General features: G+C 56.3%; 14 protein-coding genes. 9 read left to right on the top strand and 5 right to left on the bottom strand.

Annotated features, from left to right (window positions below):
- The first annotated feature begins 308 nt into the window (after positions 1-308).
- Complete coding sequence (cspA, locus tag HFD94_RS09680; RefSeq protein WP_003855207.1) at positions 309-521, top strand: RNA chaperone/antiterminator CspA; 213 nt, start codon at positions 309-311, stop codon at positions 519-521.
- A 179-nt stretch (positions 522-700) separates the two neighbouring features.
- On the opposite strand, the gene HFD94_RS09675 is transcribed toward cspA, so the two are convergent.
- Complete coding sequence (locus HFD94_RS09675; RefSeq protein ID WP_010247208.1) at positions 701-1,717, bottom strand: lipoate--protein ligase A; 1,017 nt, start codon at positions 1,715-1,717, stop codon at positions 701-703.
- 232 nt (positions 1,718-1,949) lie between these two features.
- Here HFD94_RS09675 and HFD94_RS09670 point away from each other — a divergent pair, with 232 nt between their 5' ends.
- The 5 genes from HFD94_RS09670 to HFD94_RS09650 all read left to right on the top strand — a co-directional run bounded on the left by HFD94_RS09670 (position 1,950) and on the right by HFD94_RS09650 (position 7,248).
- Complete coding sequence (locus tag HFD94_RS09670) at positions 1,950-2,861, top strand: DMT family transporter (protein WP_010247205.1); 912 nt, start codon at positions 1,950-1,952, stop codon at positions 2,859-2,861.
- A gap of 144 nt (positions 2,862-3,005) precedes the next feature.
- Entirely contained in the window at positions 3,006-4,235 is a 1,230-nt protein-coding gene (locus tag HFD94_RS09665) for an MFS transporter (RefSeq protein WP_122889362.1), read from the top strand.
- 26 nt (positions 4,236-4,261) lie between these two features.
- Positions 4,262-5,323, top strand: coding sequence for a sugar phosphate isomerase/epimerase (locus tag HFD94_RS09660; protein ID WP_122889363.1), 1,062 nt, complete (start codon positions 4,262-4,264; stop codon positions 5,321-5,323).
- A 54-nt stretch (positions 5,324-5,377) separates the two neighbouring features.
- A complete protein-coding gene (locus tag HFD94_RS09655) occupies positions 5,378-6,358 on the top strand; it encodes a LacI family DNA-binding transcriptional regulator (protein ID WP_052271576.1) in 981 nt (326 codons plus the stop codon).
- A gap of 164 nt (positions 6,359-6,522) precedes the next feature.
- On the top strand, positions 6,523-7,248 hold the full coding sequence (locus HFD94_RS09650) for a pirin family protein (protein ID WP_031590637.1): 726 nt from the start codon (positions 6,523-6,525) through the stop codon (positions 7,246-7,248).
- Between the two features lie 40 nt (positions 7,249-7,288).
- Here HFD94_RS09650 and HFD94_RS09645 read toward each other — a convergent pair whose 3' ends face one another.
- The 4 genes from HFD94_RS09645 to HFD94_RS09630 are packed head-to-tail and all read right to left on the bottom strand — an operon-like array spanning position 7,289 to position 12,075.
- Positions 7,289-8,110, bottom strand: coding sequence for an alpha/beta fold hydrolase (locus tag HFD94_RS09645; RefSeq protein ID WP_010247190.1), 822 nt, complete (start codon positions 8,108-8,110; stop codon positions 7,289-7,291).
- A gap of 47 nt (positions 8,111-8,157) precedes the next feature.
- The gene (locus HFD94_RS09640) at positions 8,158-9,786 is read right to left on the bottom strand and encodes an MFS transporter (protein WP_122889364.1); all 1,629 of its coding nucleotides are present in this window, start codon (positions 9,784-9,786) and stop codon (positions 8,158-8,160) included.
- The gene (locus HFD94_RS09635) at positions 9,773-10,195 is read right to left on the bottom strand and encodes a DoxX family protein (RefSeq protein ID WP_010670329.1); all 423 of its coding nucleotides are present in this window, start codon (positions 10,193-10,195) and stop codon (positions 9,773-9,775) included. The genes HFD94_RS09640 and HFD94_RS09635 overlap by 14 nt, the downstream gene beginning before the upstream one ends.
- Positions 10,196-10,197: 2 nt before the next feature.
- Positions 10,198-12,075: an amidohydrolase gene (locus tag HFD94_RS09630; RefSeq protein ID WP_022624300.1), complete on the bottom strand. Its 1,878-nt coding sequence runs from the start codon at positions 12,073-12,075 to the stop codon at positions 10,198-10,200.
- A 287-nt stretch (positions 12,076-12,362) separates the two neighbouring features.
- On the opposite strand from HFD94_RS09630, the gene HFD94_RS09625 reads away from it, so the two are divergent.
- Genes HFD94_RS09625 through HFD94_RS09615 form a run of 3 tightly spaced genes read left to right on the top strand, consistent with a single transcriptional unit; the run spans position 12,363 to position 13,593 of the window.
- The gene (locus HFD94_RS09625; RefSeq protein WP_010247179.1) at positions 12,363-13,055 is read left to right on the top strand and encodes a hydrolase; all 693 of its coding nucleotides are present in this window, start codon (positions 12,363-12,365) and stop codon (positions 13,053-13,055) included.
- A gap of 59 nt (positions 13,056-13,114) precedes the next feature.
- Positions 13,115-13,336, top strand: a complete 222-nt coding sequence (locus HFD94_RS09620) for a XapX domain-containing protein (protein ID WP_010247175.1) — start codon at positions 13,115-13,117, stop codon at positions 13,334-13,336.
- Between the two features lie 2 nt (positions 13,337-13,338).
- The gene (locus HFD94_RS09615; protein ID WP_010247172.1) at positions 13,339-13,593 is read left to right on the top strand and encodes a XapX domain-containing protein; all 255 of its coding nucleotides are present in this window, start codon (positions 13,339-13,341) and stop codon (positions 13,591-13,593) included.

Here is a 13,593-nt window from a genome sequence, read left to right as displayed (position 1 = left end):
GTGAAAATTATCATTCTGCCAGCCCTGAAGTTTCAAAATGCTCGGGAAATCAACAAGGGCGCTCCGGACGTCTGGATGTTAAAAGTAAATTAAAATAATGTTTGCTAATGTCGGTGAGGCGTGGCTTAATAGCGTCATCGGTTTGGAACACAGACCTTATCAAAGCAGTTTTAGTAAAGCAGTCCTCAGTGCAAGCGATATCACAAGATACCCTTATTCATGAGTCTCCTCCTAAAAGCCTGGTAAGTTACCTTCTGAAAGACAGGCCATCTTCGCCACTTTGTGGCTCATAAATTAAGGAATTATCGATGTCTAATAAAATGACTGGTTTAGTAAAATGGTTTGACGCTGGTAAAGGTTTCGGTTTTATCTCTCCTCAGGATGGCAGCAAAGATGTATTCGTACATTTCTCTGCAATTCAGAGCAACGATTATAAAACTCTGGACGAAGGTCAGCAGGTCGAATTCACTATTGAAAACGGCGCTAAAGGTCCTTCAGCGGCAAACGTTGTCCCTATGTAAGCCTTAATTATCAATGGTGCTTATCAACGCGTGATGGCAATAGCCTGAGCAGATAAGCCTGATATTGATAATTAATTAAAACCCGCCTTGTGCGGGTTTTTTGCGTTTATGGTTTGCCAGATGCTTACGCGATGTTTTTTGCCCGCGCCAGATATCCGCGCGGGCCAGTAAAAAAATGTTCAGCGCACGCTGGCGACCAGCCACTGCTGCAATTCTGTCAGCTCCGCGCGTTGCTCCGGAAAATCCGCAATAAGCTGATTCAGCACCGGTTCAAGGGCATCGGGCCGATAGGTCACACCCTGCAACCGCTGCGCCAGCGCTTCCAGCGGCGCAGGGTTGAGGCTGTCGCTGAAAATCTGACAGCGGCTGATCACGCCGCGTTCTACATCGAAATGAATCTCCACACCACCCCAGACAAAACGCTGGTCCAGCAGATGCGAGAAATCGGGTGCCTGACCGAAATTCCACTCCCAGCTACTCTGCTTTGCGAACTGCTCTCTGAAACCCGGCAGATCGGGCAGGGCGTCGGGAGAGATCCTCTCTGGCTCACAGCGCTCACCGTAATAGTTGAAAAATGCGTCCGTCACCGCGGAGCAGATCGCCTGATAGCTGATACCCGGCGTTAACTCCGCCAGATTGGTCACTCTGGCGCGCACTGAGGTAATTCCCTTCGCCTGCAATTTCTTCACATCCGGATTAAGGTAATCCGCCAGGCGAGAGAGGTCGGCATCCATCAGAATAGTGCCGTGATGGAAACCGCGATCCGGCGTTTCACGGTAGGCTGAACCGGATATTTTGCGCAGCCCGTCAGCGGTGTTCACCACTAAGTCATTACGGCCAGAAGCCTCCGCGGGTACGCCAAGCGAAGTCAGTGCGCGCAGGATGATCTCAGTCGAGACGCTTTTATCATACTCCGGCTTGCCGGCCATAAAGGTAAAACAGCAATTGCCGAGATCGTGAAACACCGCGCCACCGCCGCTGCTGCGACGTGCCAGCCGGATGCCATCTTCCGCCATGCGTCGGGTATTGCACTCTTTCCACGGATTCTGTGCCCGCCCGATCACCACCGTTTCCGCATTACGCCACAAAAACAGCACCCGCTGGGTGGCCGGCATCTGGCGGAAAATGCACTCTTCTACCGCCAGGTTAAACCAGGGATCGTTGGATTCAGATAACAGTAAACGCAGCGTGGACATCGGTCACTCCCGTTCCTTAAGAGAAGAGGCCCATAAAGCAGGGCAGAAGGCAGAGTGTATCAGCCGGGAAACGGGACTACATGCCTCTTCATGCCGTGATGCTGCGGCAAAAAAAGATAAAATGCCGTCTGCAGAGTAATCGCGGCAGATTGGAGAACAACATTATGACAATATGGATAAGGAGTGTGCTGATTCCCCTGCTTATTTTCCCTTTTGAGAGAACAAAAATCGTATGAACGCTTCCGCTGGCATAGCGATGAAGATCACCGCTGCATTAAGTAGCACGCTGATGCTGGCCTGTGTAAAAGAACTCGATGGGGCGATACCGGTCGGCGAAGTCATATTTTTTCGCTCGCTGCTGGCACTGGTGCCGCTGTTAATCTGGCTGCGCTTGCAGGGCAGCGTGCTGGACGGCATTCGCACCCGCAATATCCGGGGGCATTTTGTGCGCGGGCTGGCCGGAACCGGTGGACTCTATTTCAGTTATCTGTCGCTGCTCTACATTTCTCTGACCGACGCCACGGCTATCAACTATGCCGCGCCGCTGTTTACCGTGCTGCTGGCGGCGCTATTTCTGCGCGAAAAAGTGCGTCACCATCGCTGGGTCGCGGTCTTTACCGGTTTCAGTGGCATTCTGGTGATGTTCTCCGGGCATCTCACACTGACACGTCAGGCAACATTTTCCCTTTCTGCATCGGCGGGTATTCTGCTGGCGTTGATGGCGGCCTTCTGTACCGCCTGTGCGCTGGTGCAGATCCGCTTTCTTAACGGCAAAGAGAAGCCGGGCGCCATCGCTTTCTGGTTCGCTATTACCACGGCCTTAACATCGCTGGTCACGCTGCCAGGCGGCTGGAAAGTGCCGCATGGCAATCAGCTGGCATTACTGGTGGGATGTGGGCTGCTGGGCGGTATTACTCAGATTCTGATGACTCTGAGCCTGCGCTATGCTGAAGCGTCGTTGCTGGCCCCGTTCGACTACACCACCTTAATCTGGTCAGTGGCGGTGGGTTATCTGCTGCTCGGCAATCTGCCAACCTCCACCACGGTGATGGGTGCGATTCTGGTGGTGGCAGGCGGCCTTTACTCGGTGCTGTATGAGCGTTACCGCTTCCGTAAAGCGCGGATAGTTAATGCCAGTCGCTGATCGGCCCGCCCGGCATCGCCTTGTTATTTACAGAGTGATAACGCAGAGTTAATAATTTGTGATCGCGGCGAAGGAACAGTCGGCTGCATTCGTTTACGTTGTGAGCAATCAGAATGTAATCGATTACTTATTCGTGAGGTTCCCATGATTGCAACAGTGCAGGAGAGAGCAGGCCAGCAGATGCAGCATAAGCTGCTGGTGCCGCGCCTCTCTCTGATGATGTTTATGCAGTTCTTTATCTGGGGCAGCTGGTCGGTGACGCTGGGGCTGGTAATGACTCGTCACAACATGCCGTTGCTGATTGGGGATGCGTTTTCGGCCGGGCCCATCGCCTCGATTCTCTCGCCGTTTGTGCTCGGCATGCTGGTGGATCGCTTTTTTCCCTCACAGAAAGTAATGGCGGTGATGAACCTGGCGGGCGCAGCGATTCTCTGGTTCGTGCCCCAGGCGCTAATCGCGGAGAATGGGGCGCAGCTGATCGCACTGTTGTTTGGCTATACGCTCTGCTTTATGCCGACGCTGGCGCTTTCAAATAACATCGCCTTTCACAGCCTCGCCAGCAGCGAGAAAAGCTTTCCCATCGTCAGAGTCTTCGGCACCATCGGCTGGATCGTGGCGGGGATCTTTATCGGCGTAACCGGCATTGCTGACAGCGTGGCAGTGTTCCAGCTGGCGGCGCTCTGTTCGGTACTGCTGGCGATCTACAGCCTGACGCTGCCACATACGCCGGCACCAGCCAAAGGATTGCCGTTAAAAGTCCGCGATCTCTTCTGCGCCGATGCCTTCGCACTGCTGCGATTGCGTCATTTCCTGGTCTTTGCTGTATGTGCCACCCTGATCTCTATTCCGCTCGGCACCTACTACGCCTTTACCGCCTCCTGGCTGGCGGATGCCGGCATTCGGGAAGTCAGCACCCTGATGTCACTGGGTCAGATGTCTGAAATTGTTTTCATGCTGATCATTCCACTGCTGTTCCGCCGTCTTGGCGTGAAAGTCATGCTGCTGATTGGGATGACAGCGTGGTTTGTCCGCTATGCACTGTTTGCGCTGGGCATGAGTGATGAGACGCGCACGCTGATTTACATTGGCATTCTGCTGCATGGCGTCTGCTATGACTTCTTCTTTGTGGTGGGATTCATCTACACCGATCGGATCGCCGGTGAAAAGGTCAAGGGGCAGGCGCAGAGCATGGTGGTGATGTTCACCTACGGCATCGGCATGCTGCTGGGATCGCAAATCTCCGGTGCGCTCTACAATCAGCTGGTGGCGGGTAACGCCAGCGCAGAGAGCTGGGCGATATTCTGGTGGATCCCTGCCGTGGCGGCTGCGGTGATTGCGATTATTTTCTTCTTCTCATTCAAATACCGTGATTAAGCGGTAACTGAAATCAGGAGTCACAGATGAAAACAGTTAAGGGACCCGGCATCTTCCTGTCTCAATTCATTACCACCCAGCCGCCTTTTAGCTCACTGGCGGGGCTGGCGGAGTGGGCCGCCGGACTGGGATACCGGGCACTGCAGATCCCCTGCCACCAGCCCGCTATTTTCGACCTTAAGCAGGCAGCGGTCAGCCAGACTTACTGCGACGAGGTGCGGGGAACACTGGCCGGTTTCGGACTGGAGATCAGTGAGCTTTCAACGCATCTGGAAGGGCAACTGGTTGCCGTGAACCCCGCCTATGATCTCGCTTTTGATAATTTTGCGCCTGCCGCGCTGCGAGGCGATCCCGCCCGGCGTACCGACTGGGCCATCGCTACGCTAAAGCGTGCGGCTGCTGCTTCTGAAAAACTCGGCCTGCGCGCACATGCCACCTTTTCCGGCTCGCTCGCCTGGCCCTGGTTCTATCCCTGGCCGCCACACCACGAAGCCCTGTTTGATGAGGCGTTTGCTGAGCTGGCGCGCCGCTGGCTGCCGGTGCTGGATAGTTTTGACCATCACGGTGTGGACCTCTGCTATGAGATACATCCCGGCGAAGACCTGCATGACGGTGTCACGTTTGAGCGCTTTTTGTCAGAGGTGAATCACCACCCGCGCTGCAATATCCTGTTCGATCCCAGCCATCTTCTTCTGCAACACATCGACTATCTGCAGTTCATCGACCTCTATCATCCGCGTATCAAAGCCTTTCACGTTAAGGATGCGGAGTACCAGTTAAATGGACGCAGCGGAGTATATGGCGGTTATCAGCCGTGGCTGGCGCGCGCCGGACGCTTCCGCTCGCCGGGCGATGGCCAGATCGACTTCAGCCGCATTTTCAGCAAACTTGCCCAGTACGACTATGACGGCTGGGCGGTGCTGGAGTGGGAGTGCTGTCTGAAGGATGGCGAGACCGGGGCGCGTGAAGGGGCAGAATTCATCCGCCGGCATATCATCCCGGTGGCTGACCGCGCTTTTGATGATTTTGCTTTATCAGAGAACGCCCCTTCGGTGCGCCATCAACTGGGTCTGGATCGCGACGTCTGAGGCGGCATGGATTCAAAAGTTTTCTTCGGGTAAGTTAAAAACAGAGGGATCGCTATGTCTATTCAGAAAATCGCCCGGATGGCGGGTGTTTCGGTTGCCACCGTTTCCCGGGTGTTGAATAACAGCGACAGCGTAAAACCGGCTAACCGGCAGAAAGTCCTTGAGGCAATCGAAGAGAGCAACTATCAGCCTAACCTGCTGGCGCGCCAGCTGCGTACGGCGCGCAGCTCGATGATTCTGGTACTGGTTTCCGATATCTCTAACCCGTTTTGCGCAGAGGTGGTCAAAGGCATTGAGGAGCAGGCGGAGAAAAATGGCTATCGCATCCTGTTGTGTAACTCGGGCGCGGATATTGCCCGTTCGCGATCCAGCCTGCAACTGCTCTCCGGCAAGATGGTGGATGGCATTATCACCATGGATGCTTTCAGCAAGCTGCCGGAGCTGAGCCAGCTGATAGGCAAGGCACCCTGGGTTCAGTGCGCCGAACATGATGATAATGGCCAGATCTCCTGCGTCGGGATTGATGATGACGTCGCTGCGCAGTCAGTGGTGCACTATCTGGCCGGACAGGGACGTCAGCGCATTGCGCTGATCAATCACGACCTCCGCTACCGATATGCCCGCCTGCGTCAGCAGGGCTACGCACATCAACTCAAAGAGCAACAACTGGCATGGCAGGCCATCGCTTACGCCAGTGAGTTAAGCTTCAGCGCCGGAAAAGCCGCGATGAATCAGCTGCTGGCGGGCGAGACACGACCTGACGCCGTGTTTGCGGTTTCAGATACGCTGGCAGCGGGTGCCATGGCGGCGATACAGCAGGCGGGTCTGCGGATACCTCAGGACATTGCCGTGGTGGGTTTTGACGGCAGTGAACTGGCCGACATGGTATCGCCGCCGCTGACGACTCTGGCTCAGCCCTCCAGGGAGATTGGCCGTCGTGCCTGTGAGCTGGTGCTGCAAAAAATCATCCGGCCCGACTCTCCGCCACAATGTGTGATCATGCAGGGTGAGCTGGTGGTACGAGCCAGTAGCTGAAGGATTAATCCGCAAAACCTGGCCCCGCCATAACCTCGTCTTTATTGTCTACTAAAACGCGACAGTCATTGCCAGTTCACGCCATTGTGTGACTACCTGGTTTACTTATATGCTGTTTCCATCGAAGGGCATTCGCACTTCCCGAATCAACGAAGGGGCAGAATATGATTGAGCAAAGATTGTCAGAGCAACGCGGCGTGGGCGATCACGGCTGGCTGAATTCACGTCACACCTTCTCTTTTGCAAATTACTGGGATCCAAAGCAGGCGGGCTTTTCAGATCTGCTGGTGATCAATGATGATCGGGTAGCCAAAGGTCGCGGTTTTGGCGCCCATCCTCACAGCAACATGGAGATTATCTCCTATGTCCTGGAGGGCGCGCTGGAGCATAAAGACTCCATGGGCACCGGCTCTGTGATTGTTCCCGGGGATGTGCAGCTGATGAGTGCCGGTAGCGGTGTAACTCACAGTGAGTTCAACCACTCGGGCACCGAGGGTGTTCACTTTCTGCAAATCTGGGTGGTGCCGGCAGAGAAAAATAGTCCGCCAGGCTACCAGCAGGTCTCCGTCAGCGAAGCGGATAAACGCGGTAATCTGCGACTGATTATTTCGCCGGAAGGTGAAAACGGGGCATTGCGGGTGCGCCAGGATATTCGCATCTATGCGGGACTGTTCCAGGGGGATGAGCAGCAGACAATCACTCTGCCGGACGACCGCTATGCGTATATTCATGTGGCGCGCGGCAGTGTCAGGGTAAATGGCCTGCAATTTAATGCCGGAGACGGTGCGCGGGTTCGCAATGAGAAAACCCTGTCGTTCAGTCACGGTGAAGGAGCGGAGGTGTTGTTATTCGATCTGCGTCCCAACGAAGTGAATCATCCAACCCGTTAAAATGAAAACTGCGCGGCTGTCACCGCGCAGTTTTTTTGCATCACTGCGCGTTAAGAAACGCCAGCAGATCCTGATTCAGTTGATCCTGATGTGTCACCGCAAAACCGTGCGGCGCATTGTCATAAACCTTGAGTTCAGCACCTTCTATCATCTCCGCCGCCACTTTGCCGGTGGATTCAAACGGAACGATCTGGTCGTTGCTGCCATGAATCACCAGCGTCGGCACATTCACTTTCGCTACGTCAGCACGGAAATCGGTCTCAGCAAAAGCGGTGACGCAATCAACAGTGCTCTTCAGCGAAGCGAGCAGCGCGATGTTCAGCGTCTGCGTCATGACGCCATCAGAAACGGTCTGTCCGGCATTGGTACCATAAAACGGCGTAGCGAACTCTTTGATAAACTGCGCGCGATCCTTAAGCAGGCCATCACGAATCCCTTCAAACACCGACATATCGACACCCTGCGGGTAGTCTGCCGTTTTGCCAAAGATTGGCGTGACGGCACCGAGAAGCACCAGTGCCGCGACGCGATCGCTGCCATAGCTGCCGATATAGCGTGTGACGTCGCCGCCACCCATTGAGAAACCCACCAGCGTCACATTCTGCAGGTCGAGATGGGTGATTAAATCGTTGATGTCAGAAGCAAAGGTATCGTAGTTATTACCGGTCCAGGGCTGATCAGAACGACCAAATCCACGACGGTCAAAGGCGATAACCCGATAACCGTGCTCCGCCAGGAAGTTCATCTGGCTGTCCCACATATCGGCATCCAGCGGCCAGCCGTGGCTGAACAGAACCGGCTTACCGGTGCCCCAGTCTTTAAAGTAGATCTGTGTGCCGTCGGTCGTTTTAAAGGTGCTCATGGTATTGCCCTCTGTATGACGTGATGGATGAAAAGATGGTGTGCCAGTCATGCTGGCGCCACCAGATAGCGAACCTCGGGTGAATGTTCACCCTGATGAAAAGCGAAAACCCGTCGCTCTATCTTTTTGTCGTTGATGGTGTAGCGCTCTTTCTGACGCAGATGCTCGACCCAGGAGCCGACGACAAAGGTCTCAACGAAAATGCCGGGCTGCAGAATATCTTCATACAGTGACCAGTTGATGGCGCCACCGCGACGCCTGACCCGCCGCATATCCTGCATGCAGACGGTAAAGGCATGTGCATCATTAATAGTAATCCGGTATTCGTAATTCACCATCACCGGGCCGCGTTCGTGACGAATATCCAGTGCGGGCGCGTTAACGCCATCACCAATCATATCGAGATTGAGGTCGGGATCCTGGTCGAGCCGCCAGCGCCAGACGGTGCTGCTGGCCAGCACCATGCCCAGTGCGGCGATGCAGAGCGACAGCGGAATGCTGAAGTGCGAGGCGAGCTGTCCCCAGAGTGCGCTGCCAGCGGTCATGGAGCCGAAGAACACCGTCAGATAGACCGCCAGCGCGCGGGCTTTTACCCATTTCGCGGCGCTGCGCTGTGCGCCGAGATTCAGCGTCGAGAGCACGGCAATCCAGGCAAATCCGGTAAAAAATTCAAACGCATTCAGTAGCCAGAAGTGGCGTACAAAAGCCAGCGCCAGCATGGTCATGGCGAAAACAAGACTGGCGAGTACCATCAGGCGATCGGAGCTCAGGCGACGACGCAGGCGTGGCAACAGCACCGCGCCGGTAATCGCGCCAACACCGATACAGGCCAGCATGATGCCGTAGCCGCCAGGGCCCAGGCCGAGTTCACGACGCGCCACCAGCGGCAGCAATGCCCAGCCCGCACTGCCAAACAGGAAGAAGGCAAAGGTTCGCACCAGCACATTACGCAACACCGGTGCCGCGTGAACGTAGCGCAGTCCGGCACGAACCGCCGGAAAGAAGTGTTCGGGCGGGAGGCGCTGCACGCTCGGCTCCGCCTTCCAGCGCCAGAGCACCCAGGCGACGCCCAGCACTGAGAGCGCATTCAGCAGGAAGACCATCCAGGGACCAGTGAACGAGAGGATCAGGCCACCCAGCGCCGGGCCGATGGCACGACTGATATTAATACCGAGTGAGTTAAGGGCAATGGCCGCGCCCAGCTCCGGTTTCGACACCAGATCCGGCACTACCGCCTGAAATGGCGGTGAACTCATGGCGGCACCGGCGCTCAGCAAGAAGGCTGCCACCAGCAGCACCTCGGGAGTGACATGGCCGGTCCAGGCGAGCACCGTCAGTCCACAGGCGGCGATAAAGGTCCATAGCTGGGAAAACAGCAGATATTTGCGGCGGTCAACGATATCCGCCATCACGCCTGATGGCAGCGCGAACAGGAACATCGGCAGGCTGCTGGCCGCCTGCACCAGCGCCACGGCCAGCGGATCGGCACTCAGCGTCAGCATGCTCCAGTTCACACCCACATCGTTCATCCATGAACCGATATTGGAGACGACGGTGGCGATCCACAGCATGCGGAACACCGGCCTGCGTAGCGGCTGTAACGGCGAAATCTCGCCAGCGGCCTGGACCTCAGGCTGCTCCTGCTCCAGCTGGTGGATATCATTAACCTGCGCCATGACGAACCCCCTGATGTTTCACCGCGCCGATTCGCCAGCCGCCAGGCCCGGTCAGCGCCAGCGTGGTAAAGATAATCAGCAGCAGCCAGCCGAACTGGCCTTCCGCCAGTGACCAGCCAGGGTGTACCACCAGCATCGCGACCAGCAGCACCGCGATGATCGGCAGGCAGGCAATCCGGCTACCCCAGCCGAGAATAATAAAGATCGGGCAGATGACTTCTGCCACTATCGCTGGCAGCAGGCTCATCATCGGTCCCAGACCAAACGGGTCTTCTATACGCGTCAGTTCTTCGCTGAAATGCAGAATTTTCGGCAGTCCATGCACCTGTAACAGCAGAAGACTGCCGGTCAGGCGCAGGAAGAACAGCCCCGCGTTGATGCGGGGCGATTGAGTGATAGCGTTATTCATGATTAAAACGCGAAGCAGCTGCAGCCGAGCGCGCCCCAGAAGGCGTTATCTTCGGCGACCGGAACGCTGGAACCACGGGCGATCTCATGCGAGTGGCGATGAACACCGCAGGGGCCGCTGCAGTGATGCACGGCGGGCATCATACCCGCACGGCTCTGCGCAACCGGCGGAGCGCTCCGATAGTGACCTGGCACATTCACCACCGGCGACCACTCAGGCAGAACCGGAATAGCGGGCGGCGCATCCGCGCTGAACGATCCGGCGGCATAGACAATATTGCCATCCACCACCGTCAGCACTGACTCAATGCCTTTAATTTCCTCTTCCGGCACGCTGAAGAAATCTTTGCTCAGCACGGCCAGATCCGCCAGAAGACCTACCTGAATCCGACCTTTTTTATTTTGTTCGCTGGAGAACCAGGCGCTGCCCTGAGTCCAGAGCATCAGCGCCGTTTCGCGGTCAAGGCGGGCATTGACGTCATACATCTGCATGCCGCCCACGGTGCGACCGGAAACCAGCCAGTAGAGCGCGGTCCAGGGGTTATAACTGGCGACGCGGGTTGCATCGGTGCCGAGTCCGACCGGAACGCCGGTTTCCAGCATTTTCTGAACTGGTGGGGTATGGCGGGTGGCTTCAATGCCGTAGCGTTCAGCAAAGTATTCGCCCTGGAATGCCATGCGATGCTGCACCGCAATGCCACCGCCCAGTTCTTTGATACGATCGATATTGCGCTGAGTAACGGTTTCCGCGTGGTCAAAGAACCAGTGCAGACCATTAAACGGAATATCGCGGTTGACCTTTTCAAAGACATCCAGCATCCGGCTGATCGACTCGTCATAGGTTGCATGCAGACGGAAAGGCCAGCGATGTTCCACCAGATGACGCACCACGCGCTCCAGCTCATCCTCCATGCCAGGCGCTAAGTCCGGACGTGGCTCCAGGAAATCTTCGAAGTCGGCGGCAGAGAACACCAGCATTTCGCCTGCGCCGTTGTGACGGAAATAGTCGCTGCCCTGGCCTGGCGTCAGCATGTCCGTCCACTTCTCAAAATCTTCCAGTTCATGACCCGGACGCTGAGTGAAGAGGTTGTAGGCGATACGCAGCGTCATCTGCTTTTTCTGATGCAGTTCAGCGATCACTTCGTAATCTTCGGGATAGTTCTGGAAGCCGCCGCCCGCATCAATGGCGCTGGTCAGACCCAGTCGATTCAGCTCGCGCATAAACTGACGGGTCGAGTTGATCTGCTGTTCCAGCGGCAGTTTCGGTCCTTTGGCCAGGGTGGCGTAGAGGATCATCGCATTGGGACGGGCGATCAGCAGACCGGTGGGATTGCCGTTGCTGTCGCGCTGGATTTCGCCACCCGGCGGGTTCGGTGTCTCTTTGGTGTAGCCGACGACTTTCAGCGCTGCGCGGTTGAGCAGGGCGCGGTCATAAAGATGCAGCACGAAGACCGGCGTGTCGGGGGCCGCCTCGTTGATCTCATCCAGCGTCGGCATCCGGCGCTCGGCAAACTGGAACTCGGTCCAGCCGCCTACCACACGCACCCACTGCGGTGACGGCGTGCGCAGCGCCTGCTCTTTCAGCATCCGCAGCGCATCGGCAACCGACGGAACCCCTTCCCAGCGCAGCTCAAGGTTGTAGTTCAGACCACCACGTATCAGGTGCAGGTGGGAATCGTTCAGGCCCGGCACGGCGGTGTGACCTTTAAGATCGATCACTTTGGTGCCGTCGCAGTGATACTCCATCGCCTCTGCCAGTGTGCCTACCGCAACGAATTTGCCATCACGAATCGCAACCGCTTCTGCCACCGGATTGCTGCGGTCAACAGTATGAAATTTGCCATGGGTCAGTATCAGTTCTGCTTTACCCAGCGTAACCATAGATCCTCCTCAACGGGGTTGTCCGACGTAGTGCGGGACAGGAAGTGCCGCAGATAACAGGGCACGAATAAGCCGGATTATGGTGAGCGGGTTAATGCGTCGTCTAGTTATACAGAGGGATACCTATACCTTCGTATAGTTATACGCAGAGATAATAGTTTGCCTTCGCCCGTCGCCCTACACTGCGACCAGACAGCCAGCAGCAGGACGTTAAACCTGCACTGACCGTCCTTTTGCTCCGCGCCAATTGGCGAAAATTCCGTTACATAACCTCTATGGGTGAACGCATGTCCAACGCTAAGCTTGAAGTCCTCACGCCACATAACAGCCAGATTATTTTCATCGACCAGCAGCCGCAGATGGCCTTTGGCGTGCAGTCGATTGACCGCCAGGTGCTGAAAAACAACACCGTTGCGCTGGCGAAGGCGGCGAAAGTCTTCAATATCCCCGCCATCATTACCACCGTCGAAACCGAAAGCTTCTCTGGCCACACCTATCCTGAACTGCTGGATGTGTTTCCGGGTCAGGACATTCTGGAGCGCAGCTCAATGAACTCCTGGGATGACCAGAAAGTGCGTGATGCGCTGGCCGCGAACGGCAAGAAAAAAGTGGTGGTGTCCGGTCTCTGGACGGAAGTGTGTAACAACAGCTTTGCACTGTGCGCAATGCTGGAAGGGGATTACGAGATCTATATGGTGGCGGATGCGTCAGGCGGCACCACCAAAGAAGCGCACGACTACGCGATGCAGCGCATGATTCAGGCGGGTGTGGTGCCGGTGACCTGGCAGCAGGTGATGCTGGAGTGGCAGCGTGACTGGGCCAACCGTGACACTTACGATGCAGTGATGAACATCGCCAAAGAGCATTCAGGTGCCTATGGCATTGGTGTGGATTATGCCTACACCATGGTACACAAAGCGCCGTCACGTCAGAAAAGTGAACACCGTACCCTGGCACCGGTTCACGCACCGGTCCGCTAAGGGGCGTCCTGCTGATCGGCTTACGTCTGCCGGTCAGCAGGCATAACAGGAGTCCGGTTATGAATCCTTTACTGCTTTCTCTGGCTGCAGGGGTATTGATTGGCCTGCTTTACGGCCTGCTAAAGGTGCGTTCACCGGCTCCGCCCGCGATTGCGCTGGTGGGGCTGCTGGGGATGTTGCTGGGTGGGGCGCTGGTTCATGCAGTCTTGCCCGCAGAGCATGCGACCACCCTGCAGCGATCCGATGCGCCGTTTGTTACACCTGTTTCGCGGGTAAGCTGAACATGTTGAAATCCTACATTATTTCTCTCACGGTGGGGCTGCTTGCCGGGGTAATCTATGCCCTGATCAACGTGAACTCTCCGGCACCGCCGGTTATTGCTTTAGTGGGGCTGTTTGGCATGCTGGTGGGCGAGCAGTTGATTCCGCTGGGTACGCGTCTGTTCCGCCGGCAGCCGGTGACGCTGAAGTGGTTTCGCCATGAGTGTGTGCCAAAAATCAGTGGGACACCGCCACCCGATGGCGATGACCACCCTTAA

Origin of the sequence: Pantoea sp. EKM20T, assembly GCF_011800485.1 — a bacterium.
Classification (GTDB): Bacteria; Pseudomonadota; Gammaproteobacteria; order Enterobacterales; family Enterobacteriaceae; genus Pantoea; species Pantoea agglomerans.
Note: the sequence above shows the minus strand (reverse complement) of the source record. Positions and strands in the feature narration are given on the sequence as shown.